The following is a 26,660-nucleotide window of genomic DNA, read 5'->3' on the forward strand; positions in this document are numbered from 1 at the left end:
TAAAGTATTAGGAGGTCATATATTATGGCAAAGGTAATTGGTATTGATTTAGGTACTACAAACTCTTGTGTTGCGGTTATGGAAGGCGGCGAACCTACGGTTATTACTAACCAAGAAGGTGCTCGTACAACTCCTTCCGTTGTTGGTTTTGCAAAAAATGGCGAACGTTTAGTTGGTCAATTGGCTAAACGTCAAGCTGTATCTAACCCTGAAAACACAATCATTTCTATTAAACGTCACATGGGTACAGACTACAAAGTAACTGTAGAAGGTAAGTCTTATACTCCTCAAGAAATTTCTGCAATGATTCTTCAAAAAATCAAAGCTGATGCAGAAGCTTATTTGGGTGAACCTGTAAAACAAGCTGTTATTACAGTTCCTGCTTACTTTACAGACTCTCAACGTCAAGCAACAAAAGATGCTGGTGCGATTGCAGGTCTTGAAGTACTTCGTATCATCAACGAACCAACAGCAGCTGCTCTAGCATACGGCGTAGATAAAGATGAAGATGGTAAAGTTCTTGTATTTGACCTTGGCGGTGGTACATTCGACGTATCCATTCTTGAACTTGGTGATGGCGTATTCGAAGTATTGGCAACATCTGGTAACAACCATCTTGGTGGTGATGACTTCGACCAACGCATCATGAACTACCTTATCGAAGAATTCAAAAAAGAAACAGGTATCGATTTATCCAATGATAAATTAGCTGATCAACGTTTAAAAGAAGCTGCTGAAAAAGCAAAAATTGAATTGTCTGGCGTAGCAAGTACAAATATCAACTTGCCATTCATCACAGCTGATGCTACTGGTCCTAAACACTTAGACGTAACATTAACACGTGCTAAATTCGAAGAATTAACTGCTGACTTGGTACAAGCTACAATCGAACCTACTCGTAAAGCTATGAACGATGCTGGTTTATCTGCATCCGATATCGATAAAGTATTGTTAGTTGGTGGTTCTAGCCGTATCCCAGCTGTACAAGAAGCTATTAAAAAAGTATTGGGTAAAGAACCAACTAAAAACGTTAACCCAGATGAATGTGTAGCTATTGGTGCTGCTATTCAAGGTGGTGTATTAGTAGGTGAAGTTAAAGACGTATTGTTACTAGATGTAACTCCATTGTCTCTTGGTATTGAAACAATGGGTGGTGTATTCACACGTATCATTGATCGTAACACTACAATTCCTACATCTAAATCTCAAGTATTCTCCACTGCAGCGGATAACCAACCATCTGTAGATATCCATGTATTGCAAGGTGAACGTGAGTTCGCAGCAGATAATAAAACATTGGGTCGCTTCAACTTGGATGGTATTCCAGCAGCTCCTCGTGGGGTTCCTCAAATCGAAGTAACATTCGACATCGATGCTAACGGTATTGTACACGTAAAAGCTAAAGACTTGGGCACTCAAAAAGAACAAAAAATTACTATTACTTCCTCTAGCGGTTTGAAAGAAGAAGAAATCGATCGCATGGTTAAAGAAGCGGAAGCTCATGCAGCAGAAGATAAAGCTAGAAAAGAAGAATTAGATATTAAAAATAATGCAGATTCCTTGGTATACCAAGCTGAAAAAGCATTGAAAGATCTTGATGGTCAAGGTGATGCAGCTTTATTGAAAGAAGTTGAAGAAGCTAAAGATAAATTGAAAAAATCTATCGAAGCTGGCAACATTGAAGATATCAAAAAAGATAGCGAAGCTTTAGAACAACCATTACACAAATTGGCTGAACAAATGTATGCAGCTGCTCAACAAGCACAACAAGCTGCTGGTGGCGCAGAACAAGGTGAACAAGCAAAAGCTGACGACAATGTAGTTGATGCTGATTACACAGTAGTGGATGACGAAAAGAAATAAGAAGGGTTGGTAACTAATGGCACGAGATTATTATGACATCCTAGGGGTCAGTAAAAATGCCTCTCAAGATGAAATTAAAAAAGCCTTTCGTAAAAAGGCACGCCAATACCATCCTGACGTAAATAAAGACAATCCAAAGGAAGCAGAAGCGAAGTTTAAAGAAGCAAACGAAGCTTACGAAGTATTGTCTGACGAAACTAAAAAAGCTCAATATGACCAATTCGGCCACGACGCCTTCAAACAAGGAGGCGGCGCTGGGGCCGGTGGTTTCCAAGGTGGCTTTGGCGGTTTCGGAGGCCAAGCTGGAGGCTTTGGTGATATCTTTGGCGACATTTTTGGTGGCATGTTTGGTGGCGGTCGTCAACAACAAGGCCCTCAAAAAGGTAATGATTTACGTGAAGATATCGATATTTCCTTCGAGGATGCAGCTTTTGGTAAGTCCATGTCAATTAACATTCAGCGTCATGAAGAATGTACTCATTGTCACGGTACTGGCGGCGAACCTGGATCTAAGGTAGATACATGTCCTAATTGTCATGGTTCTGGTCAAGAGGTAGTTATTCAAAATACACCATTTGGTCGTATGCAATCTGCAAGAACTTGTTCTCGTTGTCATGGTTCTGGTAAGGTTATTGAAAAATCATGTTCTAAATGTCGTGGTTCTGGCGAAATCTTAGCAAAACGAAAAATTGATATTAAGATTCCTGCTGGTGTAGATAATGGTTCACGATTACGCGTTGCAAATGAAGGTGAGCCAGGTATATTAGGTGGTCCAAAAGGCGACTTATATGTTTACATTTATGTACGTCCTCATAAAGAATTTGAACGTAATGGTAATGATGTTATCAGTAGAGTGAATATCAGTTTTGCGCAAGCTGCATTAGGTGCGACTGTACAAGTGAATACCTTAGATGGTAAAGTAGAATTAAAGATCCCAGAAGGCACTCAAACGGGAACTGCATTCAGACTTAAGGGCAAAGGTATTCCTTATTTACGCAATCCAAAACAACGGGGCGATCAACATGTAGTCGTTACTGTACAAACACCAAAAAAAATAACTGATGCACAACGTGAATTATTACTCAGATTTGCAAAAGAAAGTAATGAGGATGTAAATAATCTACAAGTTAGCAAAAGTTTATTTGAAAAAATAAAGGATCGTTTAACTAAATGAACAGCTCTGATGCGTGAATGGTTTGTTCCTGCGCATCAATAGTAAAGGAGCACAATATGCAATGGATAGAAATATCCATTGTCTGTGAAAGAGTAGCCACCGATGAGGTGACTACTCTTTTTGACGATTATGCAGACAATGGAATCATAGAAGAAGATATTGATGATCAACCCAATTTAATTAAATTAACTCTATATGCTGATCCATCTCTTGATACTGATATGATTAAAGTAGATTTAGAAAAACGCCTTACTGAGGCGAATATAGATGTTAAATCGATAGAGGCACATATACTAGACGAGTCTACTTGGTTAAATTCATGGCAACAATATATTGAGCCTACAGAAATTTTACCTAATATTGTCATTAAACCTGCATGGCAAGACTATGATAATGTAGACAATAAAACGATTATTGAAATAGATTCTGATATATCTTTCGGTACAGGATCTCATGAAACGACGAGAAGTTGTGCAGAACTTTTGAAGGACTATAGTGTATCTATGGAGCTTGATAAGGTTACATGTTTAGATATAGGTACTGGTACAGGCGTACTTTTATTAGTAGCAGCTCAATTAGGCATAAAACATTTAGTCGGCATTGATATTGAGGAATACGCTGCAAATCAAGCTAAAATTAACTGTGCAAATAATAAGGTGCATGCTGAAATTATTTGTGGTGATTTAGATCGTGATTTTAATGGCAAAGCTAATTTAATTTTAGCTAATTTGACCGTTGATCCTTTAAAAATATTATTACCACAAATTGGCAGAAAGCTTGAAGATAATGGTATTTTAATCATTAGTGGTATCATTGATGACCGTTATGATGAAATCATGCCGTATATTAATAAACATTGGCATATTATAGAGGAACGCGTGGCGGGCCCTTGGCATACCTTTGCGTTAGAAAAGCTATGAAGAAAATATTTATCCCTACACCATTAGATGAAATAATAGAACTACCGAAAGATGTGACGCATCATGTGCTACATGTATTTCGTCATAATATGGAGAAACCCATTACTGTAACGGGCAGTGATAATCGTTGTGGTATGTATCAGATTATCGAAGAAGTTGATGGTATAGCACAGGCTAATCTTATTGAATATGTAGCGACTGATGTATCGTCGTATCGAACTATTCTAGTTCAATCTTTATTGAAAGGTGAAAAGTTAGAATGGGTTTTACAAAAGGCTACAGAGCTTAATGTAGATACTATTTATCTTGTATCTACGGCTAACTGTGTAGCTAAATATGACGATAAGAAATTACAATCAAAAGTTTCTCGTTGGGAAAAAATTATGCTCGAAGCAGCCCAACAATGTGGACGAAATCAACTGCCCACACTTGTGGTAGGTGAAAAACTTTCACAAGTCCTTGAAATCGAGGGTGACGCATTAAAACTAGTAGCCTATGAGAATGAAGAGGGACATACTATTAAGACTGCACTTGAATCAATACATAGTAATCAAAATATAACTGATATTCTCATCTGTATTGGTCCTGAAGGGGGCTATCAAGAGAAGGAAATCAATGCTATTATAGAGAGTGGTGGAAAATCTGTTTCTCTTGGTAATACTATTTTACGAGCAGAAACTGCTGCCATTGGATCATTAGCGATGATTCAATATGAATTAGAACTATAAATTAAATAAGAATAGAGAGGTGCAATGAAAACCGTTGCTTTTACAACCTTAGGCTGTCGTGTCAATCAGTATGACACAGATGCTATGAAAGGTTTATTTTTACAAAATAATTACGAAGCAGTAGACTTCGATGAAAAAGCTGATATATATGTAATTAATACATGTTCTGTAACAAATATGGGGGAAAAGAAATCCCGTCAATTGATACGGAAAGCAAAACGTCAAAATGAAGATGCTTATGTAATCGTTACCGGTTGTTATGCTCAGCTTGATCCAGATGCGATTGCTGCTATTGATGGTGTTAATCTTGTTATCGGTACAAACAACCGTTCTAAAATCGTTGAGCTCGTAGAGCAATTGGAATCTACAGAACGTCAAATCAATGCTGTTCGTGACATTATGAAAGAGTCCAACTTCGAGGAAATGCCATTATTTGGTAATGAATCAGATAAGGCTCGAGCTTTCATGAAAATTCAAGAAGGCTGTAATAACTATTGCTCTTTCTGCATCATTCCATATACTCGTGGTAAATTAAAATCTCGTAAAATTGAAGATATCGTAGAAGAAGCTAAACGGTTAGTAGAGCACGGATTCCATGAAATCGTATTAACAGGTATTCATTTGGGAAACTACGGTGTTGAGTTACCAGGTCGTCCTACCTTGGCTGATGTAGTAAAAGCTTTACTAGAAATTCCTGAGTTGTACCGTATCCGTTTTGGTTCCATTGAATCCGTAGAGGTTTCTGACGAACTAGTAGAATTAATGGCTACCGATAAGCGTGTATGTCCGAATTTACACCTGCCACTACAAGCGGGTTCAGACCATGTATTGAAATTGATGAGACGTCACTATACACTACAAGAGTATAAAGATCTTATTGCAAAACTGCGTTCTCGCATTAAAGATTTATCCATTACGACTGATATCATTGCAGGTTTCCCACAAGAAACAGATGAAGATTTTGAAGAAACATTGAATACAGTACGTGAAATTGGGTTTACCCATATTCACGCTTTCCCATATTCTATTCGTGAGGGAACGCCTGCAGCGACTATGCCTGATCAAGTACCTGAAGCCGTTAAAAAGACTCGTGTAGCACTTTTGAATGGTCTTAGTCAAGCTGGTTATGAATCATACGCAAAATCTCGCATTGGTAAGCCTGGTGAGATTCTCATCGAAAAAGAAGAGAATGGATACTATATGGGCTTAACAAATGAGTATGTAAATGGTAAAGTTAAATCTGATGGGGCACATAATATTGGTGATCTTATTGGCGGTATTGTTGTTGGTTTAGAAGATAATTATTTAATTATTGAATAAGGAGTCTAATTATGAGCGATTGCATTTTCTGTAAAATTATTAATGGTGAAATTCCTTCCAATAAAGTATTAGAAAACGATAAATTCTATGCATTCCATGATATTCAACCGGTGAAAAAGGTGCATGTTCTAATCGTGCCTAAAAACCATGTATCTAATATTGCGCATCTTACAGAAAAAAATGCTGACTATGTAGAAGGTTTGCTACCATTTGTTCGCGATGTAGCTAAAGAATTAGGTATTTCTAAAGATGGTTACCGCTTGATTTTCAATACTGGTGGTAAAGCTGGTCAAACTGTGTTCCATATGCATGCACATCTATTAGGTGGCGAGGAAATGGGCTGGCCAGAAGCATAAATTATAGCTTAATGTATTTTTTTATAATACTTATTAAAATTCCTATAAAATATACCGGAAAATATTGACAGAACCTATGTCTATACATATAATATTATATGTGCGTATGTAAATTATCAGCACTTCCCGAGATTAATTTTGGAGGGAGGGATATAGATGTCTGAAATCAAAGTCGGTAAAAACGAAACGCTTGAAAGTGCTCTTCGTCGATTCAAACGCTCCTGCCAAAAAGCGGGTGTTTTGTCTGAAGTAAGAAAACGCGAACACTACGAAAAACCAAGCGTAAAAAGAAAGAAAAAATCTGAAGCAGCAAGAAAACGCAAATTCAGAGCATAAGATGATAACCCTAATTCTGCCTTTTCATGGCTTCATGAAATTCAGAATTAGGGTTTCTTTATTTTATCCTATGGTATCTATTACTTAGATTATTATCTAGTATATATATTAATAAAATTGGAGGTTACTATGAGTTTAAAAGATCAATTAAAAGAAGATATGAAAGCAGCTATGAAGGCTCGTGAAGAAGGCAAAATTGCCTTATCTGTAATTCGTATGGTGAATAGTGCTATTAAAAATACAGAAATCAATGACAAAGTAGAACTTGATGATAATGGTGTGTTAGGCATTCTTGCTAAAGAAATGAAAACACGTCAAGATTCTCTTACAGAATTCGAAAAAGCAGGTCGTGAAGATTTAATAGCACATGTAAAAGAAGAAATGGCAGTTCTTCAAAAATATATGCCAGCACAACTTACTGAAGAAGAAATTCGAGACGTAGTAAAAAATGCTATTGCTGAGTGTGGGGATAATGTAAATATGGGTAATGTAATGAAACATGTAATGCCTCATACAAAAGGTCGTGCTGATGGAAAACTCGTTAATACCATTGTAAAAGAATTATTAGGATAATTCAGTATTAGTTACCAATCATACAAAACTATAAAATTCTATAGAAATTATTTGACAATAATTTTCTCAGTGTGGTAATATGTACTCAAGAAAATAATTAGTCAATGAAGACTCCACTGGATAGGTATGCAGATTGTATATCTATGTTGTTGGAGTCTTTTTTTATGGCGTAGGAGGCACAAAATGGCTAAAAAAGATTTATTGTATTACATTCCTGCAGGTCAATATGGTAAAGAAGGTGTTTTATCTCTATTAGAGCAACATCCGGAAATTAAATTCGTTTCTCTTGTAGGCATTGACTTGGCTGGTAATGATACAGATGAAAAAATTCCAATGTCTGTATTTTTTGATGACTATGAATCCTTCTTTGAAGGCCGTGCCGTACAAACAGACGGTTCTTCCGTAGTATTGACTAATATCGCTACATTAAATAACGCACGTGTTGATATGTGGGGGGATCCTGATGTTAACTGGTTCGTTGATTATAACTATGAAAATATCGATGAAGCAACAGGTTTACCAACTGGTACATTACGTATTCCAGCGTTCTTGATGCATAACTATCGCTATGTGGATTCTCGTTCTATCTTAAAACGTAGTTGTGACTATGTTCGTGCTGAGCTTTTATCTTTAATTAAAGAAAAAGGCATTCCAAGTATGCCACACATCAATCCTGATGAAATTGTAGACATCGTATTCACATCTGCTACTGAATTAGAATTCTGGGTAAAAACTCCATCTAAAACAGTTACAAAAAAAGAATTATCCGTATCTCAACGTCTACAAGAACAATACTGGCAACGTACTCACGGTACCGTTCGTACTGCTTTAGAGCAAGCTGTAGAACGCCTTGATCAATATGGTATGGTTGCGGAAATGGGCCATAAAGAAGTAGGTGGCGTTAAAGCTAAATTAGATGAAGATGGTCATGAAGCAGTCGTATTGGAACAATTAGAAATCGATTGGAAATTCTCTAGCAATCCAATGCAAACTGCAGATAATGAATTGCAAGCTCGTATCATCGTTCGTGAAGTATTCCGTGAAAACGGTCTTGATGTAACCTTTAATGCAAAACCAATTATTGGTGTAGCAGGTTCTGGTGAGCATACTCACTTTGGTGTAATGGCAAAGCTTAAATCTGGAAAACTTGTTAACTTATATAGCCCAGAAGATATGAAAAAAGAATCTTGCAGTGGCTTAGGTATTGGTGCAATCATGGGTCTATTAAAACACTATGAAGCAATTAATCCATTCATTAGTTCCACAACAGATTCTTTGAATCGTTTAAAACCAGGCTTTGAAGCACCGGTATGTATTGTTACTTCTTTGGGTACGGACCCATCTGAACCTAGCCGTAACCGTACAATCCTTTGCGGTTTGATTCGCGATATTGACAATCCAATGGCAACACGTTTTGAATTGCGTTCTCCAAATCCTTACACTAATACATATACTGCATTGGCATTGATTTTTATCTCTGCTTTTGATGGTATGAAATACGCAATTACAAGTGGTAAAACACAGGCTGAGCTTGAAGCAGAACTTTCAAAAGAAGCTGGTCAAGATGCAGACTACTTACAAAAAGAACGTGCATTCCGTTCTGAAAAAGATGTATTTGAAGACTTTACTCAAGAAGAACGCAATCAAATGTTTGGCGTAGCACCTGCTACTGTTTGGGAAAATATTAAAGGTTATAAAAACAATCCTGACTTAGTTAATACGTTAGCTCAAGGCGAAGCATTCGCTCATGACTTAATGGATTCTTTCATTGCGTCTATCTTAAAACGTTGGAAACTCGTATTAGCACATCGTATTATTCCTGATAATATGGATACTGTTAGACAAATGGTTTCTATTCATACTGACAGCCGTAATAGTATTGATGACAAACGCTTTGCAGAAGTTAATGACTTGCGTTTCTATCTTGCAAAAGACAGTGATGATCGTAAATCCTTATTCACACGTATCGTAGATGCATTGCGTGAAGAAGATTATGATACTGCATCTGCATTACAAATTGAAATGAATGACAAAATGGAAGAGTTAGAAGCTAAATATGCTAACTATAGCAAAAATATTTTCTAAAACTTTCTATTAAAGATAAAGGTCCACCCATTCTCGGGTGGACCTTTTAGCTGTTTATATGAAAAGAATATACAGGAAATTCCATTATTCATTATGTAAAAATTTCTCGACTAATACTAGACTACACACTAGTACAAAGATAGAAATGGCCCATATTAACATGTCCATTGCAGATTCATGAGATATAATCAATAATCTTACGATGGCAGTAATACCTATATAGAGAAAAAAATCGAGAGGGAAATGAAAGTTATTTTTAAAATACTTTACAATGAGAGCTATAAACTCAAAAAAGACCGTACACCGTACGGTCTTTTAATACATCCAGTAATAGGATAGAAAAAATCAATTAGCAATCTATTAGATATCTGCTTTAATTGCTTCTAATGCAGCGTCGAAGTTAACAGCTTGTGTTACTTCAGGTACATATTCAACATATGTTACTTTATTGTCTTTGTTGATTACTACAACACCACGAGTTAATAGACGTAATTCCTCGATTAAGAAACCATAGTTTTCACCAAAAGAAGCATCTTTATGGTCAGATAATGTAACAACTTTGTCTACACCTGCTGCACCACACCAACGTTTTTGAGCAAATGGAAGGTCCATAGATATTGTTAATACAACAACATCTTCGGAAAGGGATGTTGCATCTTGATTGAACCAACGAGTTTGTGCATCACAAACACCAGTATCAAGGGAAGGTACTACAGAGATAACTTTTACTTTACCTTCGTAATCTTTCAATGTTTTAGGTTGTAAATCGTTAGATAATACTGTGAAATCAGGTGCTTGTTGACCTACTTTAACTTCAGGACCAACTAATGTGATAGGACCACCTGCAAATGTTACGACACCAGTACGTTTTTCCATGTTTCATTCCTCCTAAGAGTATATATACAAAATTGATTAAACAATAATTCTACAGTTAGTATACCACTTCTAAATATTTAAGTAAACTAATTTTTTCGATATAGTTTTTTATTTGAAAAAGACATGGATTTATTGTTTTGTGGTAGAAGAAATAACATGTAAATGGTACGATAGAAAGATAAGAGGAGGTTATTTAATGAATCCATCTGCTATTTTTAAAGAATTTTTTCGCCGTGAAGGTATATATTACCTTATAGGATTAACTATGTTAATCGCTATTGATGTGGCATTTTTAATTGTTCCTCAATTAATAGGTAGTGCTATCGATACATTAAGTCAAAATAAAGAGGGCTTAACACAATACATACTATATTTTATTGGGTTATTAATAATAATTACAGTATTAAAGGTTATTTCTCGTCGTACTTTACTAGGGTCTATACGACGCATGGAGTATTTATTTCGTCAAAAATTATGTGCTCGAGCCTTAGAGATACCAACGACATACTATGATGTTAATGGTCCTGGTAAGGTTATGGCCTTAATGACCAATGATGTTACATCACTACGTGTTGCACTAGGTTTAGGCATCATGCTTTTGGTAGATATTATTTTGTACTCCCTATTAGGATCTATTATATTAATTCAAAAAATAGATTTTTTATTAGCTTTAAAAATAATGACACCTGTCTTGATTATATTAATATCTATATTCACTTTGGGACGTCGCTTAAGAAAAAAACAACGTCAAGCTCAAACAACCTATAGTGATATGACAGAATTTGGGCAGGAACTATTCCAAGGTATGGAGGTCATTCGAGCTTTTAATAAAGAAGCTATCATTAGTGGATTGTTTAATCGTATAAACAAGAAAAACTACAAAGACAATATGAGTGTTGCAATACTCGATGCAGTTTTATCACCACTTACAATGATTGCTCCATTTATTTGTATCAGTATTAGCATGTATATATGTGGTACGTTAGCTGTTGAAGGACTTATGACAGTAGGGGAATTCGTTACAATTAATGCTTTTATTATGCTAATTATAGGGCCATTAATTTCTCTCGGTTCTTTAGTTGCCATTGTTCAAAAAGGACTTGCTTCATTAGATAGAATTATTGATTTTATGAGTTTACCTGCCGAATGTAACAGTACCGATGGAAAACAGCTTGCTTTAGGTGATATAGATATTAGATATTTAAATTTTACCTATGATGAAGCAAAGACACCAGCTTTACGTCAACTTAATATTACCTTTAAAAAGGGTGAGTTTGTTGGTATTGTGGGGAAACCAGGATCTGGGAAAAGCACACTATTTAAACTCTTATTAGGGCTACAAAAGGCACCTGCAAAAACGATTTATATTAATAATCAAGATATTACAAGTATACCTATCGGTACTGTACGAAACTCTATTTCTTATGTTCCAACACAATCTTATTTATTAAGTTCAACCATTGCTGATAATATAAGTTTTGGCTATGAAAACGAAAATCATATTACTGTATCTGAGGCAGCTAAAAAAGCACAGTTATATCGTGATTTAGGGAATGACTTAGAGAATTCATTAAGTGTATTAGCTGAAGAAGGACGCGATTTATCAGGAGGTCAAAAGCAGCGAATCAATTTAGCACGTGGCTTTTATAAAAACGCTCCATACTTGCTCTTAGATAATTGTTTCTCTGCATTAGATGCCATAACGGTAAATGACATGATTCAAATCTTGAAAGCTACTGAAGATAAAACCATTTTATGTATTTCTCAACGATTAGAAGTAATAAAAGAGGCAGATCGTATCATTGTTTTTGATGATGGCATGATTCGTGAAATTGGTAACCATCAGGAGTTAATGAAAAAAGAAGGATTATATTATCAAATGTATACAGCACAGAATAGGGGGGCGACTAATGAAATTAAAATATAATGACTGGCGCCTATTCACCTATCTAACACGGTATATTAGGCCTTATTTATGGCTACTAATTTTAGCTAGTTTTTCATTAATCTTTAATTTACTATCTACATTAATACGGCCATATCTATCGAAACAAGCAATCGACTTAGGTTTTGCTGTAAAAGATTTACACACCATACAATATTATGCAGGAGTATATGCTATAACCATTGTATGCAGTGTTATTTTTATTCTTTTACAAAATTATTTACTTGCCACTTTTGGTCAAAAAATTATCTATCATATTCGCAGTTCTGTTTTTGAAAAGATTCTTCATAAGACAGCTGCTGATTTTCAAACCTTACCGATTGGTAATTGGGTAACGCGGATTACTAATGATGTTGAGTCACTTCGAACCTTATATACAGATGTATTATTAAAACTCATTAGTAGTGCATTGATGATTATAGGTATATTAGTTTTTATGTATGCTATAAATGTATCATTAGCGATTGTGATGACTTTGTTAATTCCTATTATGGGATTTATCATTTGGGTATATCAAAAGTTTTCTCGCCGTGCATTTCGTCAAGTTCGTTCATCGGTAGCCGCATCCAACTCTAGCATCAAAGAATTGTTAAACTATATTTTGATTGTTAAGACTTATTTAGGTGAAAGAAGTATTGAACGTCGATATGATTCGGTAAATCGTGATTTTTTGAATGCTGGTATATTTGAAGTAACTACGTTTTCTATATTTAGACCTCTCGTAGATGGACTATTTTTTGTAGCACTTATTGTTATTTTTACTATGACAAATTTATTAGATTCTGTAGCTGATGCAGGTACAGTATTTGCTTTCATTCAATATATGGATCGATTCTTTCAACCGATGAAAGAGATTGCTGATAAATATAATTCCTTACAAAGTGCCTTGGCCGGTGCAGAACGATTGATACCTATATTAGACGAGCCAAAACGTGAATTAGTAACAACTGTTCCCGAAGAATTTAAAACCATTGAATCTATTGAGTTAAAAGATGTGAGTTATTCGTATGATAATAATGAAACATATGCTCTCAATAATATATCTTTTACAGTAAAAAAAGGCGAATATATTGGAATTGTCGGTTTATCTGGCAGTGGTAAGTCTACATTACTCTCACTATTAATGGGAATATTACGTCCTACTAAGGGGCATATATACATCAATGGTAAAGATATACATAACTATGATGCTTCTATGATTAGAAATATTATGGGATATGTGTTTCAAAATGCTTACCTGTTTAAAGGATCCATACAAGATAATCTTAATTTATATGATTCCTCTATATCTATGGATACAATCATAGATGCTACTAAAAAGGTTAAATTACATGATATGATTGAATCATTGCCTGACGGCTATCAAACTTCGGTAGGGTATTTAGGATCATTGTTATCAGATGGGCAAAAACAATTGCTAGCATTTGCACGAACTTTAATTTTAAATAAACCAATTCTTTTACTTGATGAAGCTACTGCTAATATTGATAGTCATACAGAATTGCAGATTCAAGATAGTATTGAAACTATTCGTGGTGAAAAGACTATTATAAATGTGGCTCACCGTTTATCAACTGTACAAAAAGCAAACCGTATATTTGTTCTTTCATATGGTAATATTGTTGAAAGCGGACCATTTGAAGAACTTATGCAACATAAGGGGGATTTTTACCAATTATGGAATCATCAAAAATAGATTATATTCAATCTAAAGACAATAAAACGATTAAACATATCATTAGTCTACAGCAGCGAAAATTTCGACAAAAATATAGTGAATATATTGTGGAGGGCGTTCGTGCCGTTACAGATATTGCCAAAAAAGGTTCATTACGTTCAATTTTTATTAGAGAATCAAAACGTAATGAATTAGAGCCTATGATACAACGAGAAATGAATATACCCTCTATATATGTAGTACAGGACCCCATTTTTGATAAGATTGAACATACTGTAAATGGACAAGGCATCATTGGTATAGCTAAAAAAAGAGAACTAAACTTACAGTCCTTTTCCATTGAAGATGGATTATATATAGCTCTAGACGGCGTACAAGATCCAGGGAATTTAGGGACTATAATTCGTACAGCGGTAGCCGCTGGGGCTAAAGGTATAATTTTACTAAAAGGTACAGTAGACCCATATAATGAAAAATGTGTTAGAAGTACAATGAGTGCATTGTCTAACATTCCTATTTTTGAAGATATTACATTATCTGAGTTTTATGACTTTGTAAAAGATAACGATATATCAACTTATGTAACATCATTAGAAAATGCTAAGCCATATCATTCTATTACATACAATCCGAGAACTATGATTGTTTTAGGTAATGAAGGGAATGGAGTAAGCCATGACATTATACAACTGTGTGATCAGGCTATAACTATTCCTATGTATGGAGATATAGAATCTTTAAATGTTTCTATTGCAGCCGCACTATGTATGTACAAAGTAAGAGAACAAATTTAATATATCATGTTACATACCCTGTCATCGATTATCTATGATGACAGGGTATGTAAGTTATGTGAAAACGATATAAAAAGTCCGTTGTCAGTACACAAGCATCACTAATTTGTATTGATTTTTAACTCCTGTATTTGTTAAAATAACATATATCCTTTGTGGGTGAACATCGTTCTCCCATTTTTTTACGAAAAAAGAGGCACTCATATGTCAAAATTAATCATAAATGCCGATGATTTTGGCCTTCACACAGCGGTTAACGAAGGCATTATCTCTGGGCATACAAAAGGTGTTATTACTAGTACGTCCTTATTGGCAAGTGGTGCTGCTTTTAATGAAGCAGTAGAAATGGCAAAAAAATATCCTAAGTTGGGTATTGGTATTCATATAGCATTAGTAGGCGGGCTAAACCCTGTCAGCGATCCCAGTGAAATCCCTACTTTGGTAACTAAAGAAGGTGTATTTGTCGATTCCTATGTAGAATTTATGAAGCGTATTTATAGTGGCTCCATAAATTACGATGAGGTAAGAAAAGAAATCCGTAGTCAAGTCTCTAAAATTATAGATACTGGTATTAATGTAACTCATATTGATGGACATCAACATATGCATGTATTACCCAGTATCATACCTATCATCTTACAACAAGCTTTACAGCATAATATTAAAGCGATTCGTATACCTAATGAAAAAATGTTTTTCTTAAATGGCATATATAATCCTGTTCGTATTGCTGGAAAAAGTGGTTTGAGTACAGTAGCTGCACGAGCGTTACCAATTATTCGTAGCATGGGAATTCATAGTACCCAATATTTTTGGGGGATGATTAATGGTGGACAATTGGATGAGCGTGTTCTACTATCCATTTTAAAAGAAGTTAAATCCTTATCCGGAACTCACGAAATAATGACTCACCCAGGTAATAATAACTTAGTGCTAAATCAACATTTCAATTGGGATTACCATTGGGAAGAAGAACTATCGGGAATGATGTCTGATCATGTACGTAGATATATCAATCAATATAATATCCAACTTATAAATTATGGGGATCTATTATGAGTAAGATGATGAGACGCGGTATATTGATGTTTTTTTTATTATTAGCCGTATCTCTAGGAATTATTTATTACACTATAGATTTAGAAGCTCTTAAGACAATTACAACGTTTAATCATGAATCATTATTCTTAGCTATATTGGCCCTTGCGTTGGGGATGTATTTTGATGGATTAAGATTACAGCGACTCGTGCGAATAGGTGGTTATCAACTATCGCTAAAAGCAGTTCTTCGTGTTATTTTTAGTAACTACTTTATGGCTATGTTAACACCAGGTGCCAGCGGTGGTGCTGTTGCTCAAGTTCTAGTATTAAAAAGTTATAATGTGCCTATAAGTAAAGGAACTCCAATCGTATTAATACGAACGGTTTTTTCTATTATGTTTTTAGTGATTATGTTGCCTTTTGTATTTCTATATGATGCCATAGAAATCCCATATATTTCACGAGATATGTTATTGGTATTCTCTTTTTTAGCTGTTATCGCTACATTAATTGGTACATATATTCTCCAAACCGTATATATGAGGCAATTTGTTTACAACTTAGCACAACGCTATAAGGCTAATAAAACCAAAGACTGGTTAGCTAAACTTGAAACTTTAAATCAAGGTCTTTCATTATTATATAAAAAGCCTGTTCAATCCTTTATTGTATTTATAGAATCAGGATTAAGTCTAATATTCTTATACTGTATAGCACCGGCCTTAATGTTCGCTTTTACTACAAATGTACCAATCATTACGATATTAGATCGAATGATATTATTAAATTTAATACTTTACTTTGCACCCACACCAGGGGGAACAGGTATTGCAGAAGGATTATTTATTTTACTTTTTGCACCATATGTACCAAGTGGTACCGTTGGTATTTTAGCTGTTGCGTGGCGTGTAATGGCAGAGTATATTCCATTTTTTATCGGTATGTATGCTGTATTAACTTTATATGGACGTCAATTTGTCGCTCAGGAAACATCAAATTAAAATAAGGAGAATTAGTATGTCAAAGCCAAAAAAGGACAAATTCTATTTAGTTCAAGAAGATATTTTACCAGAAGCAATAAAAAAAACTATTAAGGTAAAAGAAATTCTAAAGCTTGGTGAGGTTAAAACGATTAATGAAGCTGTTGAAAAGATGGATTTAAGTCGTTCAGCCTATTATAAATATAAAGATTATGTATTTCCATTTTTTGAAATCGCCCAAGGTAAAATTGTAAGTATTACCGTATCTATGTCAAATGAATCTGGTATGTTATCAAGTGTATTAAAGGCTATTGCTGATAAAAATGGCAGTATTTTGACAATTAATCAAGACATTCCTTTACAAGGAATTGCTAATAGTAGTATTTCTTTCGAAACAAAAAATCTACAAGGTTCTTTAGAAGAACTTTTACATGATATACGCAATATGAAAGGAATCATTAAAGTAGAAATTTTAGGCCAAGCATAATTTGCTTTGCATTGACTATTAATAAAAGAGAGTAGGACTGTTATGAAGACTGTAAAAATAGCCTTATTAGGATTTGGCACCGTTGCACAAGGAACATTCAACTTATTACAGGATAATGCTAATTTAATTGTAAATCGTTCTGGTGTGACTATTGAGATTTCTAAAATTTTTGTACGTAACCCAGAGAAATATAGTCATATTACCTTGCCTAGTACAGCTAAATATGTGACTAATATAGACGATATTGTTAATGATGAATCCATTGATATTGTCGTTGAATTAATGGGTGGTACTACATTTGCCAAAGACTGTGTTGAATCAGCTTTAAAACATGGTAAAAGCGTTGTTACAGCAAATAAAGATTTATTAGCTGAAGCAGGACCTTACTTATTTGATTTAGCGTATAAAAATAAGGTTGATTTACGTTTTGAAGCATCTGTACTTGGCGGTATTCCAATTATTAGAACTTTATATGAATCCCTTGGTGGTAATCATATTACTGAACTCGTAGGAATAATGAATGGTACAACAAACTTTATATTATCAAAAATGACAGAAGAAGGCTTAAGTTATGGAGCGGTTTTAAAAGAAGCTCAAGACTTAGGCTACGCAGAAGCTGATCCTACTGCCGATGTAGAAGGATTAGATGCGGCACGAAAGCTTGCAATCTTAGCATCTATTAGTTTTAATCGTCGTATATTCTTCGAAGATGTTACAGTAGAAGGCATTACTAAAATAGATACAGAAGATATTTCTTATGGTAAGGAGTTTGGTTATAATATTAAACTCATCGGCATTGCAAAAGAAACTTCAAAAGGTTTATCGCTCAATGTGTACCCTGCTTTTGTGCCATTAACACATCCATTAGCCTCTGTGCGCGGTTCGTATAATGCCATTTATATCAAGGGTAATGGTATTGATGATGCCATGTTCTATGGTCGTGGTGCAGGTAGCTTGCCAACAGGTAGTTCTGTTGTAAGTGATATTATGGAAGTTGCTAAAAATATTGCGTTTGAATCTACAGGTAGATTTAAACCATTCTACTTTGATCAAAAAAATATTTACTCTCCAGGTAAAATTCAATCTAGTTACTATATTCGATTAGCTGTTGATAATAAAACAGGTGTTCTTGCAAAAATTGCCACAAAATTAGCAGAACAAAAGATTTCTGTACTTTCTATTGTTCAACGTAACAAAGATCCTGAAACGGCAGTGCTTGCTATTGTTACATCTAAATGCCCACACTCTTATATTTTAAATTTAATTGATTCTTTCAATAGCTTACGCTCTGTAAAAGAAGTAAGCAGTGTAATCAGAATTATGGAAGCATAACCTTATGACTACTATTCGTGTACAAGTGCCCGCTACAAGTGCTAACTGCGGGCCCGGCTTTGACTGCCTTGGACTAGCTTTAAATTTATATAATGTATTTGAATTTACACCTGATGGTAAAGCTACATCCTTTACTTATAGCTTTACAGGTTATGGTGCAGATATTTTGGAAAAGGAAGATCCTAAAAAAAATCTTATTGGTATTGCGATGGAGCAAGTATTTGCAAAGGTGCAAGAACCAATTCAATATGGACATATCAAGTCCGATACATTAATTCCACCTTCACGTGGTCTCGGAAGTAGTAGTACTGCTATCGTTGGTGGCCTTTTATTAGCTAATGAGCTTGTAAAGACACCGCTTTCAAAAGAGGATTTATTAATTATTGCCAATCGTATGGAAGGTCACCCTGATAATGTGGCACCCGCTATTTATGGTAATCTTTGCTGCGCTACAGGTTTAAAAGACAGAGTGTTAAACACTGTAATACCAGTGCCAGAGTCACTTCATTTTGCCGTAGTAGTACCAGAAGTATTAGTTTCTACAGAATATGCGCGTTCAGTGTTACCAAATCACGTCCCTTTTAAAGAGGCTGTTCAAAATGTAAGCCATGCATCATTGTTTGTAACTAGTTTGATTACAAATCAATTGACTAACTTAGAGGTAGCTTTAGAGGATAATTTGCATGTTCCTTATCGTAAAACTCTAATTCCCCATTGTGATAAAGTGTTTTCAGCAGCTAAAGCTGCTGGTGCGTATGGGGCAACGATTAGTGGATCAGGATCCACATTAATCGCTTATACAGATAAGGCACATGTACAAACTGTAGCAGAGGCAATGGGACAAATTTTTGATTTTCATGGTATTGAAAACAAAGTATACATATTAGAGGCTGATACGATAGGCGCCACAACTATTCAAAATGTGATATAATAAAAAATAGTTAAGGCATATTCCAAAAACTTATGTTGGAGGATTTTATGAATAATTTTAAAACAACAATGTTACTAGCAAGTATGATTGCAATGCTAGTATTATTAGGAAATGCTTTTGGCGGTGCTCGCGGTATGATGTTTATGTTCATCTTATCAGCGGGGATGTCATTTGCATCATATTGGTATAGTGATAAGATTGTATTAGCTCAATATAATGCCCAAGAGGTTACAGCTCAATCAAACCCTAAGTTATATGGAATGGTTGAAAAATTAGCGCAAAATGGCAAATTACCTATGCCCAAGATTTATATTATTCCAAGTGATGTGCCGAATGCATTTGCAACAGGTCGTAATCCTGAGCATGCAGCTGTGGCCGTAACAGCTGGCATTCAACGTCTATTGACCGATGATGAATTAGCCGGGGTATTAGGGCATGAGTTAACACATGTCAAAAATCGCGACACTTTAATTAGTACAATTGCCGCCATTATAGGCGGTGCTATATCAACTATCGCACAATTCGGTATGTTCTTTGGTGGCCGTTCTGATGATCGAGATAATAATGCTAATCCACTATTATTGATTGGTATGGTTATTTTAGCTCCATTGGCAGCTGCCATAATTCAAATGAGTATCTCTCGTACTCGTGAGTATTTAGCAGATGAGGGCGGTGCAATGCTCAGTAAAAATCCATTAGGATTAGCATCTGCATTGGCAAAAATTGAGGAATATTCAAAATATGGTACTTTGCCTAATGCTAATAATGCTACAGCGCATATGTTTATCATAAATCCGATGATGGGTATCGGTGCTAGCTTATCAAATCTGTTCAGTACACATCCAAGTACTCAAGATAGAATTGCTAGATTAAAGAAACTTTCTTTAAATCCACATTACAGATTTTAATAATATAGGAGGTATGAAAATGGAAGAGACATTAGTTCTTATTAAACCAGATGGCGTAAAACGTCAACTATGTGGTGAAATTCTTAGTCGTTATGAACGCAAAGGCTTAGAAATTAAAGCTATGAAACTACTTCAAACACCGCAAGAATTAGCAGAAGAACATTATGCAGAGCATAAAGATAAGCCATTCTTTGGAGAATTAGTAGATTTCATTACTTCTGGCCCCGTATTAGCATTTATACTAGGCGGCCAAAATGCCGTTGCTTCTGTTCGAGCTATCAATGGTGCAACTAACCCATTAGATGCCACCCCTGGTAGTATTCGTGGTGATTATGCCTTAACTTTAGATTCTAATGTTGTACACGCCTCTGACTCTGCTGAGTCTGCAGCTCGTGAAATGAAATTATGGTTTCCAGAATATAAATAATTCATAATAGGAGGTACGACTATGGGTAGCAGTGTTTATACAAAAACAGGTGATCAAGGTACAACCGGTCTATATACAGGGGAACGAGTAAAAAAATCCTCTCTTCGCGTTGAAGCCTATGGTACGATTGATGAACTTCAAGCTTTCCTCGGATTAGCTCGTGCTTATGCAAAGAATGTAAGAGTCCAAGCTGAGTTGCTTGATATTGAACGATCTTTATGGACTTTGATGGCTGATATTGCAAGCTTAAACCAAGCACCACAAATTACAGATCAACAAGTAAAACATTTGGAAAAGGTTATCGACCGTTTTGATGCTAAATTAGAGCCATTAGCAGAATTTATTTTACCTGGCGAGAATAAATCTTCTGCATATCTACATGTAGCTCGAACTGTTACTCGTCGTGCAGAACGCGAGTTATGGCGTGTATTAGATGAAGGTGAAAGTGTACATGATTCTAATTTACGTTATCTAAATCGACTTTCTGATTTATGTTTTATCTTGAGCCGTGTAGAGGAAGAAATCGGAGAAGAATAAACGAAAAAAAGCTATGTCATTCACATAGCTTTTTTCTTTATTAAGATTGTGTAATTTCTTGATTCAATACATCATGAGGACTCGGATAGAAAAAGAAAATATGAGGGATTTGATATCTAAATTTCTCACGTAATAAATCAGATAGTGTAGCTTCAAAATTAATTATTTTTGAAACATCAAAAGAAAAATCCTCTACTAATACAAATAGCTGTGGTTCAACAGTTGGTGCGTTTGGTGGCAATTCAGAAGGATCGATTGGTACATTTACAACTGCACGACATGTTCCAATATATCCACCTTGTCCATCTTCAATGGCAACACGATATGTATTTTCCCAGAGGGTGGACATCATTTTTAGTTTCATATTCATAATTTCCATAGTGTATCTCCTTTGCTATACTAATTATGATACAGAAATTATATATACTTGTATAGGTGCTTTATGAAATCTACAATTATCCTATGCTCCGGAGGGGCGCGTAGTGGAAAAAGTGAATTTGCAGAACAATTAGCATTATCCCTTACAGGTCGCAAAACATATGTGGCTACGGGACAAGCTTTTGATGAGGAAATGAAAGACCGAATCAAAAAACATCAAGAGCGTCGAGGAACAGAATGGGACAACTTTGAAATTCCCCTTCATTTACACGAAAATTGGGAAAAAATTAGTGCTGTAAGTGATATCATATTAATTGACTGTCTTACTATGTTTACATCAAATCATTTATTTGCATATGGTGAAGTGAATCATCAAGAAGATGCTAATCGAATAGAATCAATTATTTTAGATGAAATACATTTACTGTTACAAGATATCAACAATAGCGAAAATAAAACTGTTATATTCGTAACTAATGAAATTGGTTTAGGTATAGTGCCTGAAAATAAACTAGCTAGATATTTCCGCGATATTAGTGGTCGTGTAAATCGTGAAGTTGCTACTGCTGCTGATAAAATATATTTGACTATTAGTGGTATAACAATTGAATTAAAATCTCAGGAGGTTCATATAAATGGCTAAGAAAATTATGTTCCAAGGAACAAGCTCTAATGTAGGTAAAAGTATACTCTGTACTGCATTATGCCGTATTCTTTACAGAATGGGTTATAAAACAGTACCATTTAAAGCACAAAATATGGCCTTAAATTCATATGTAACCAAATGGGGCGATGAAATTGGTCGTGCTCAAGTTGCTCAGGCTGAAGCAGCTGGTATAGATCCTATTGTACAGATGAATCCTGTATTACTAAAACCAACAGGTAATCAATCATCCCAAGTAGTATTAATGGGAAAACCCGTTGGTGTATATAGCGCGAAGGAGTATCACACACAATACTCCCTAACTGCACTTGATAAAGTTAAGGAATCGCTAGCCTTTTTAGATGAAAACTTTGAAATGATAGTTATTGAGGGTGCTGGTAGTCCTGCAGAGGTTAACTTAAAGGCTAATGATATCGTTAATATGCGCATTGCTAAGATGACTCAAGCACCTGTATTTTTAATTGCTGATATTGATAGAGGCGGTGCGATTGCTTCTATCGTAGGTACGTTAGAACTATTAGAGCCAGAAGAACGAGATTTAATAAAAGGAATTGTAATCAATAAATTCCGTGGAGACATTAAACTTTTAGAACCAGCATTAACTTTCATAGAAGAAAAAACAGGTAAAAAAGTAGTAGGTGTAATTCCAGCTATTGAAAATCTTGATATTGATGAGGAAGATTCTGTAGCATTGGAAAACAAACGAAATAAAGGCTCTAAAGAAATTCAAATTGCTGTTATTCAAACACCTAAAATTTCTAATTTCACCGATTTTGATGCACTAAATTATGAACCTGATGTATCAGTGCGATTTGTAGGCAATGGTGATGTAATAGGAACACCTGATTTAATTATCTTGCCAGGGTCTAAAAATACACTAGCTGATTTAACGTACTTAAAAAATTCTGGTTTGGCTGATGAAATTAAGGCTTTAGCGGCAAAAGGAACACCCGTAATTGGTATATGTGGTGGAAATCAAATGTTGGGCACTGCAATCTATGACCCTCATCATATGGAAGGGGATATCGAAGAAAGCGAAGGCTTAGGTCTAGTTAATTCTACGACTACTATGAAGGATCAAAAAACAACTCATCAAGTAACATTTGATGTAGATAATTTACAATTTCTTAATGGCCAATTCTCTGGCAGTGAGCTCGTTGGCTATGAAATTCATATGGGTGATACAACACCAAATGATGAATCCGTTAAACGTTGTTTTACAATTACTAAACGAAGTGAAAGTGCAATTGAGGTGGTAGACGGCTTTATCGATGGTCAACATCAAGTAATGGGCACTTATATTCACGGCGTTTTTGATAATGATGATTTCCGTCGTTTTATAATCAACCAATTACGTTTACGCAAGGGGTTAGAGGAAATGCCTGTCGTATTCCATTATTTTGAACATAAAAACAATGCCTATAATCGCTTGGCAGACATTGTAGAAGAACATTTAGACATGGATTATATCATGTCATTATTAAAGGATAATGGGTGATTTTAATGGATTTACATATACTCTTAGATTGGTTTAAGCAATATAGCTATATTTGCATTCCAATTTTAGCGTTTATTATCGATACAATTATTGGTGATCCTAACAGTAAATTTCATCCCGTAGCATTAATTGGCCGTATTATTACATTTTATGAAGCTGTATTTTACAAAGAAACAGATAATGATACTAAAAAACTTTGGTATGGCGGTATTACGGTTGGTTTTATACTGTTAACCGTATATATCATCGCTTCTTTACTTCTTTGGATAGGTGGCCTTATCAATGAATGGGTAGAGTATGTAATTCAAGTTTTGATTGTATATATAACTATTTCTCCACGTTCATTAGGTGCGGCAGGTTTTGAAATTAACAGATTAATAAAACAAGGACTTATCAATGAGGCAAGAGAACGTGTTTCATGGATTGTTGGTCGTGATACAGATTATCTAGATGAAGGAGAAATCACTAGAGCAACCGTTGAAACGATAGCAGAAAATACAATTGATGGTATTGTTTCACCATTGTTCTTCTTTATTCTAGGTGGGCCAATAGGGGCCATTTTATATCGCACTGCCAATACAATGGATTCTATGTTAGGTTATAAAAATCAAAAGTATATGTTTTTTGGACGTGTAGCCGCTCGTTTTGATGATATGTTAAATTGGATACCAGCACGTATAACCTTTATATTATTTGTCATTTCTGCCTTTATCTTACGATTTGATGCTAAAAACGCCTTCCATATAGGGCTAAGAGATGCCAAAAAACATCCTAGTCCTAATGGTGGCTATGCAGAGGCTCCTGTAGCAGGCGCTTTACATATTCGTTTAGGTGGATACAATCAATATTTTAAAAAGATGACATTCCGTGAATACATGGGGGATGCTTTAGAATCTTTGAACCGTTTACATATAATACGTTGTATATATATGATGTATCTTTCAACGATACTCATGATTGTGATTACAACCTTTGTAACCTATTTATGTATGGAGTAGTAAACACATGACACCTTTCTTTATTGCTTTGCAATTTCTAACTAGACTTAAAATAGTAAATCAAACAGAATGGACCATGGAGGATTTTGGGAAGTCTGTTGCTACATTTCCTTATATAGGTTTAATCATAGGTATATTTTTAACTATCATTTACTTTATATTTTCCCAATTTTTAGCGCCTGTACCATTAATGTTATTCATTGTTATTAGCGAATTTCTATTTACTGGTGGATTGCATGCTGATGGATTAATGGATACCAGCGATGGCCTATTTTCTGGCCGTGAGCGTGAGAAAAAATTAGAAATAATGAAGGATAGTCGTATAGGATCCTTTGGTGTAGTAGCATTTGTTTTTGTTACACTCCTTAAATGGCAATTATTAACATCCATTCCTATGCCCGAATTTATTCCAATCATTCTTATTATGATGCCACTAATGAGTCGCTATACATTAATCTTAAGCATTCGATCCTATCCATATGCACGTAAAAGTGGAATGGGGCAAGCCTTTGCAGAGTATGCACCAAAACACGTCATTACTTGGAGTACAATTTCTACACTATGTATGCCTCTAATTATTTGTATAATTTTAGCATTCTTATATGCACTAACATTGGGTGTTACAAGCATTTTTTCCATCCCATTCATACCGTTTAATATGGCTATGTTCGGATTAGCATATACCTGCATTGGTTTAATGGAAATCAATATATTTTCTATGATAATCAGCTATATTATTAATCGTATTCTCAACCATTATATTGTTAAACAATTAGGTGGTACTACAGGAGATACATATGGTTTTGTCGTAGAACTAACAGAGGTTCTATTAATTTTAGTCTATATTATCACTTTGACATTTTTATCGACCTTTTTAAAAGGACCTATTTTTTAATATCTACGAATAATTAAGTAATTATTATTGATTCTAAATTGTAAGGAGGAATTAGTGACTTATTATGTTCGTGCACCTGGCACATGTGGGGAATTTATTCAAGGCGCAATTGATGGACAATCATTTCTCGTGACCTGTCCAATTAACCGATATTCCTATGCACTTAGCCAAGTAACACATCCATTACCACACTATTATTGCTCCTTACAGCCGAAGGCAAGCAAAGCTTGTAGACTGGTAAAAGACACTTTATCGATAGCGAATCAGGATAGTACATCTATTTATGTTCGTTCTGATATTATACAAGGTAAGGGGATGGCCTCTAGTTCAGCTGATATTGCTGTAGCAGCTATGGCGACTGCATTATCTCTAAATATAACTTTAACGCCTAAAGAATTAGAAATGATTTGTTTATCCGTAGAACCTACAGATGCTTCTTTTTATCCTGGTATAACTCAATTTGACTATATAAATGGATCGATTTGTAATTTCATGGGTATGTGTCCACCTTTGAAAATTCTTATTTTTGATGAAGGTGGCATTGTTGATACCGTATCATTTAATAAACAAAAAGATTTATTTCAGAAAATTCAAGAAAAAGAACCTATTATAAAGGAAGCTTTAGAACTCTTTACTAAGGGTTTAGAATCACATGACATTACTTTAATAGGCCAAGCCGCAACTTTAAGTGCTTTTGCTAATCAAAGAATTTTATATAAGCCTAATTTATATGAGTTCCATGATATAGGTAATGCATTCCAAAGTGTAGGCACAATTATCGCCCATAGCGGCACGATAATGGGCTTGTTATTTCCTAATGATCATAATGCAGTAGAGGATTGTAGACGCTATATTGAAAAGAAATTACCAACTTTACAATATATTGATACTGTGGAAACTACAAATGAAGGTTTAACATATATAAAACGATAAAGG

At 34.9% G+C, this 26,660-nt stretch carries 27 protein-coding genes and 1 pseudogene; 25 read left to right on the top strand and 3 right to left on the bottom strand.

Annotation, left to right across the window (positions count from 1 at the left end; genetic code table 11):
- Window positions 1–24: 24 nt before the first annotated feature.
- The 9 genes from dnaK (at window position 25) to VEI_RS04550 (ending at window position 9,355) form a co-directional block, all read left to right on the top strand.
- On the top strand, window positions 25–1,863 hold the full coding sequence (gene dnaK / locus VEI_RS04510) for a molecular chaperone DnaK (protein WP_059362384.1): 1,839 nt from the start codon (window positions 25–27) through the stop codon (window positions 1,861–1,863).
- A 16-nt stretch (window positions 1,864–1,879) separates the two neighbouring features.
- Window positions 1,880–3,037: a molecular chaperone DnaJ gene (gene dnaJ, locus VEI_RS04515; RefSeq protein WP_059362386.1), complete on the top strand. Its 1,158-nt coding sequence runs from the start codon at window positions 1,880–1,882 to the stop codon at window positions 3,035–3,037.
- Between the two features lie 56 nt (window positions 3,038–3,093).
- Window positions 3,094–3,957, top strand: a complete 864-nt coding sequence (locus tag VEI_RS04520) for a 50S ribosomal protein L11 methyltransferase (protein ID WP_059362389.1) — start codon at window positions 3,094–3,096, stop codon at window positions 3,955–3,957.
- Window positions 3,954–4,685 (top strand): RsmE family RNA methyltransferase, encoded by a 732-nt coding sequence (locus VEI_RS04525; RefSeq protein ID WP_059362392.1) that lies wholly within the window; start codon window positions 3,954–3,956, stop codon window positions 4,683–4,685. Before VEI_RS04520 ends, VEI_RS04525 begins: the two co-directional genes overlap by 4 nt.
- Before the next feature lie 24 nt (window positions 4,686–4,709).
- Window positions 4,710–6,005, top strand: coding sequence for a tRNA (N(6)-L-threonylcarbamoyladenosine(37)-C(2))-methylthiotransferase MtaB (mtaB, locus tag VEI_RS04530; protein ID WP_059362395.1), 1,296 nt, complete (start codon window positions 4,710–4,712; stop codon window positions 6,003–6,005).
- 11 nt (window positions 6,006–6,016) lie between these two features.
- Complete coding sequence (locus VEI_RS04535; protein ID WP_009351489.1) at window positions 6,017–6,361, top strand: histidine triad nucleotide-binding protein; 345 nt, start codon at window positions 6,017–6,019, stop codon at window positions 6,359–6,361.
- 156 nt (window positions 6,362–6,517) lie between these two features.
- Window positions 6,518–6,697 carry a 30S ribosomal protein S21 gene (gene rpsU / locus VEI_RS04540; RefSeq protein ID WP_004695751.1) on the top strand — a complete coding sequence of 60 codons (180 nt, stop codon included), beginning with the start codon at window positions 6,518–6,520 and terminating at the stop codon, window positions 6,695–6,697.
- 129 nt (window positions 6,698–6,826) lie between these two features.
- Window positions 6,827–7,270: a GatB/YqeY domain-containing protein gene (locus VEI_RS04545; protein WP_059362398.1), complete on the top strand. Its 444-nt coding sequence runs from the start codon at window positions 6,827–6,829 to the stop codon at window positions 7,268–7,270.
- 183 nt (window positions 7,271–7,453) lie between these two features.
- Entirely contained in the window at window positions 7,454–9,355 is a 1,902-nt protein-coding gene (locus tag VEI_RS04550) for a type I glutamate--ammonia ligase (protein ID WP_059362401.1), read from the top strand.
- 84 nt (window positions 9,356–9,439) lie between these two features.
- On the opposite strand, the pseudogene VEI_RS10070 reads toward VEI_RS04550, so the two are convergent.
- Both VEI_RS10070 and tpx read right to left on the bottom strand, forming a co-directional pair.
- Window positions 9,440–9,652 (bottom strand): annotated as a pseudogene (locus tag VEI_RS10070) (phosphate-starvation-inducible protein PsiE); the annotation flags it as partial.
- A gap of 63 nt (window positions 9,653–9,715) precedes the next feature.
- Window positions 9,716–10,231 carry a thiol peroxidase gene (tpx, locus tag VEI_RS04555; RefSeq protein WP_059362404.1) on the bottom strand — a complete coding sequence of 172 codons (516 nt, stop codon included), beginning with the start codon at window positions 10,229–10,231 and terminating at the stop codon, window positions 9,716–9,718.
- A gap of 196 nt (window positions 10,232–10,427) precedes the next feature.
- On the opposite strand from tpx, the gene VEI_RS04560 reads away from it, so the two are divergent.
- From VEI_RS04560 to VEI_RS04610, 11 genes are all read left to right on the top strand, one after another.
- Window positions 10,428–12,158: an ABC transporter ATP-binding protein gene (locus VEI_RS04560; protein WP_059362407.1), complete on the top strand. Its 1,731-nt coding sequence runs from the start codon at window positions 10,428–10,430 to the stop codon at window positions 12,156–12,158.
- Window positions 12,142–13,872 (top strand): ABC transporter ATP-binding protein, encoded by a 1,731-nt coding sequence (locus tag VEI_RS04565; protein WP_059362410.1) that lies wholly within the window; start codon window positions 12,142–12,144, stop codon window positions 13,870–13,872. Before VEI_RS04560 ends, VEI_RS04565 begins: the two co-directional genes overlap by 17 nt.
- Window positions 13,854–14,648, top strand: coding sequence for a TrmH family RNA methyltransferase (locus tag VEI_RS04570; RefSeq protein WP_059362413.1), 795 nt, complete (start codon window positions 13,854–13,856; stop codon window positions 14,646–14,648). The genes VEI_RS04565 and VEI_RS04570 overlap by 19 nt, the downstream gene beginning before the upstream one ends.
- Before the next feature lie 204 nt (window positions 14,649–14,852).
- Window positions 14,853–15,707: a ChbG/HpnK family deacetylase gene (locus tag VEI_RS04575; protein ID WP_059362416.1), complete on the top strand. Its 855-nt coding sequence runs from the start codon at window positions 14,853–14,855 to the stop codon at window positions 15,705–15,707.
- Window positions 15,704–16,690, top strand: coding sequence for a lysylphosphatidylglycerol synthase transmembrane domain-containing protein (locus tag VEI_RS04580; RefSeq protein WP_059362419.1), 987 nt, complete (start codon window positions 15,704–15,706; stop codon window positions 16,688–16,690). The genes VEI_RS04575 and VEI_RS04580 overlap by 4 nt, the downstream gene beginning before the upstream one ends.
- A gap of 16 nt (window positions 16,691–16,706) precedes the next feature.
- Window positions 16,707–17,156, top strand: coding sequence for an ACT domain-containing protein (locus VEI_RS04585; RefSeq protein WP_059362422.1), 450 nt, complete (start codon window positions 16,707–16,709; stop codon window positions 17,154–17,156).
- 42 nt (window positions 17,157–17,198) lie between these two features.
- Entirely contained in the window at window positions 17,199–18,488 is a 1,290-nt protein-coding gene (locus tag VEI_RS04590) for a homoserine dehydrogenase (protein WP_059362425.1), read from the top strand.
- A gap of 4 nt (window positions 18,489–18,492) precedes the next feature.
- Window positions 18,493–19,419 (top strand): homoserine kinase, encoded by a 927-nt coding sequence (gene thrB / locus VEI_RS04595; RefSeq protein ID WP_059362428.1) that lies wholly within the window; start codon window positions 18,493–18,495, stop codon window positions 19,417–19,419.
- Between the two features lie 47 nt (window positions 19,420–19,466).
- The gene (htpX, locus tag VEI_RS04600; RefSeq protein WP_059362431.1) at window positions 19,467–20,327 is read left to right on the top strand and encodes a zinc metalloprotease HtpX; all 861 of its coding nucleotides are present in this window, start codon (window positions 19,467–19,469) and stop codon (window positions 20,325–20,327) included.
- Between the two features lie 19 nt (window positions 20,328–20,346).
- Window positions 20,347–20,754, top strand: a complete 408-nt coding sequence (gene ndk, locus VEI_RS04605) for a nucleoside-diphosphate kinase (RefSeq protein ID WP_059362434.1) — start codon at window positions 20,347–20,349, stop codon at window positions 20,752–20,754.
- A gap of 21 nt (window positions 20,755–20,775) precedes the next feature.
- The gene (locus VEI_RS04610) at window positions 20,776–21,291 is read left to right on the top strand and encodes a cob(I)yrinic acid a,c-diamide adenosyltransferase (RefSeq protein ID WP_059362437.1); all 516 of its coding nucleotides are present in this window, start codon (window positions 20,776–20,778) and stop codon (window positions 21,289–21,291) included.
- A gap of 40 nt (window positions 21,292–21,331) precedes the next feature.
- Here VEI_RS04610 and VEI_RS04615 read toward each other — a convergent pair whose 3' ends face one another.
- A complete protein-coding gene (locus tag VEI_RS04615; protein ID WP_059362441.1) occupies window positions 21,332–21,670 on the bottom strand; it encodes a hypothetical protein in 339 nt (112 codons plus the stop codon).
- Between the two features lie 63 nt (window positions 21,671–21,733).
- On the opposite strand from VEI_RS04615, the gene cobU reads away from it, so the two are divergent.
- The 5 genes from cobU to VEI_RS04640 are packed head-to-tail and all read left to right on the top strand — an operon-like array spanning window position 21,734 to window position 26,657.
- Window positions 21,734–22,312 (top strand): bifunctional adenosylcobinamide kinase/adenosylcobinamide-phosphate guanylyltransferase, encoded by a 579-nt coding sequence (gene cobU, locus VEI_RS04620; protein WP_059362444.1) that lies wholly within the window; start codon window positions 21,734–21,736, stop codon window positions 22,310–22,312.
- Window positions 22,305–23,831 carry a cobyric acid synthase gene (locus tag VEI_RS04625; protein WP_059362447.1) on the top strand — a complete coding sequence of 509 codons (1,527 nt, stop codon included), beginning with the start codon at window positions 22,305–22,307 and terminating at the stop codon, window positions 23,829–23,831. Before cobU ends, VEI_RS04625 begins: the two co-directional genes overlap by 8 nt.
- 5 nt (window positions 23,832–23,836) lie before the next feature.
- Complete coding sequence (gene cbiB, locus VEI_RS04630; RefSeq protein ID WP_059362450.1) at window positions 23,837–24,829, top strand: adenosylcobinamide-phosphate synthase CbiB; 993 nt, start codon at window positions 23,837–23,839, stop codon at window positions 24,827–24,829.
- 7 nt (window positions 24,830–24,836) lie between these two features.
- Window positions 24,837–25,724 carry an adenosylcobinamide-GDP ribazoletransferase gene (gene cobS / locus VEI_RS04635; protein WP_059362453.1) on the top strand — a complete coding sequence of 296 codons (888 nt, stop codon included), beginning with the start codon at window positions 24,837–24,839 and terminating at the stop codon, window positions 25,722–25,724.
- A gap of 54 nt (window positions 25,725–25,778) precedes the next feature.
- Window positions 25,779–26,657 (top strand): GHMP family kinase ATP-binding protein, encoded by an 879-nt coding sequence (locus VEI_RS04640; RefSeq protein WP_059362456.1) that lies wholly within the window; start codon window positions 25,779–25,781, stop codon window positions 26,655–26,657.
- Window positions 26,658–26,660 lie beyond the last annotated feature (3 nt).

It is taken from the genome of Veillonella tobetsuensis, assembly GCF_001078375.1.
GTDB lineage: Bacteria > Bacillota > Negativicutes > Veillonellales > Veillonellaceae > Veillonella > Veillonella tobetsuensis.

Excerpts from the sequence above, each read along its gene's own strand:
- dnaK (WP_059362384.1), top strand. The coding sequence starts at position 25 with ATGGCAAAGGTAATTGGTATTGATTTAGGTACTACAAACTCTTGTGTT.
- dnaJ (WP_059362386.1), top strand. The coding sequence starts at position 1,880 with ATGGCACGAGATTATTATGACATCCTAGGGGTCAGTAAAAATGCCTCT.
- VEI_RS04520 (WP_059362389.1), top strand. The coding sequence starts at position 3,094 with ATGCAATGGATAGAAATATCCATTGTCTGTGAAAGAGTAGCCACCGAT.
- VEI_RS04525 (WP_059362392.1), top strand. The coding sequence starts at position 3,954 with ATGAAGAAAATATTTATCCCTACACCATTAGATGAAATAATAGAACTA.
- mtaB (WP_059362395.1), top strand. The coding sequence starts at position 4,710 with ATGAAAACCGTTGCTTTTACAACCTTAGGCTGTCGTGTCAATCAGTAT.
- VEI_RS04535 (WP_009351489.1), top strand. The coding sequence starts at position 6,017 with ATGAGCGATTGCATTTTCTGTAAAATTATTAATGGTGAAATTCCTTCC.
- rpsU (WP_004695751.1), top strand. The coding sequence starts at position 6,518 with ATGTCTGAAATCAAAGTCGGTAAAAACGAAACGCTTGAAAGTGCTCTT.
- VEI_RS04545 (WP_059362398.1), top strand. The coding sequence starts at position 6,827 with ATGAGTTTAAAAGATCAATTAAAAGAAGATATGAAAGCAGCTATGAAG.
- VEI_RS04550 (WP_059362401.1), top strand. The coding sequence starts at position 7,454 with ATGGCTAAAAAAGATTTATTGTATTACATTCCTGCAGGTCAATATGGT.
- tpx (WP_059362404.1), bottom strand. The coding sequence starts at position 10,231 with ATGGAAAAACGTACTGGTGTCGTAACATTTGCAGGTGGTCCTATCACA.
- VEI_RS04560 (WP_059362407.1), top strand. The coding sequence starts at position 10,428 with ATGAATCCATCTGCTATTTTTAAAGAATTTTTTCGCCGTGAAGGTATA.
- VEI_RS04565 (WP_059362410.1), top strand. The coding sequence starts at position 12,142 with ATGAAATTAAAATATAATGACTGGCGCCTATTCACCTATCTAACACGG.
- VEI_RS04570 (WP_059362413.1), top strand. The coding sequence starts at position 13,854 with ATGGAATCATCAAAAATAGATTATATTCAATCTAAAGACAATAAAACG.
- VEI_RS04575 (WP_059362416.1), top strand. The coding sequence starts at position 14,853 with ATGTCAAAATTAATCATAAATGCCGATGATTTTGGCCTTCACACAGCG.
- VEI_RS04580 (WP_059362419.1), top strand. The coding sequence starts at position 15,704 with ATGAGTAAGATGATGAGACGCGGTATATTGATGTTTTTTTTATTATTA.
- VEI_RS04585 (WP_059362422.1), top strand. The coding sequence starts at position 16,707 with ATGTCAAAGCCAAAAAAGGACAAATTCTATTTAGTTCAAGAAGATATT.
- VEI_RS04590 (WP_059362425.1), top strand. The coding sequence starts at position 17,199 with ATGAAGACTGTAAAAATAGCCTTATTAGGATTTGGCACCGTTGCACAA.
- thrB (WP_059362428.1), top strand. The coding sequence starts at position 18,493 with ATGACTACTATTCGTGTACAAGTGCCCGCTACAAGTGCTAACTGCGGG.
- htpX (WP_059362431.1), top strand. The coding sequence starts at position 19,467 with ATGAATAATTTTAAAACAACAATGTTACTAGCAAGTATGATTGCAATG.
- ndk (WP_059362434.1), top strand. The coding sequence starts at position 20,347 with ATGGAAGAGACATTAGTTCTTATTAAACCAGATGGCGTAAAACGTCAA.
- VEI_RS04610 (WP_059362437.1), top strand. The coding sequence starts at position 20,776 with ATGGGTAGCAGTGTTTATACAAAAACAGGTGATCAAGGTACAACCGGT.
- VEI_RS04615 (WP_059362441.1), bottom strand. The coding sequence starts at position 21,670 with ATGGAAATTATGAATATGAAACTAAAAATGATGTCCACCCTCTGGGAA.
- cobU (WP_059362444.1), top strand. The coding sequence starts at position 21,734 with ATGAAATCTACAATTATCCTATGCTCCGGAGGGGCGCGTAGTGGAAAA.
- VEI_RS04625 (WP_059362447.1), top strand. The coding sequence starts at position 22,305 with ATGGCTAAGAAAATTATGTTCCAAGGAACAAGCTCTAATGTAGGTAAA.
- cbiB (WP_059362450.1), top strand. The coding sequence starts at position 23,837 with ATGGATTTACATATACTCTTAGATTGGTTTAAGCAATATAGCTATATT.
- cobS (WP_059362453.1), top strand. The coding sequence starts at position 24,837 with ATGACACCTTTCTTTATTGCTTTGCAATTTCTAACTAGACTTAAAATA.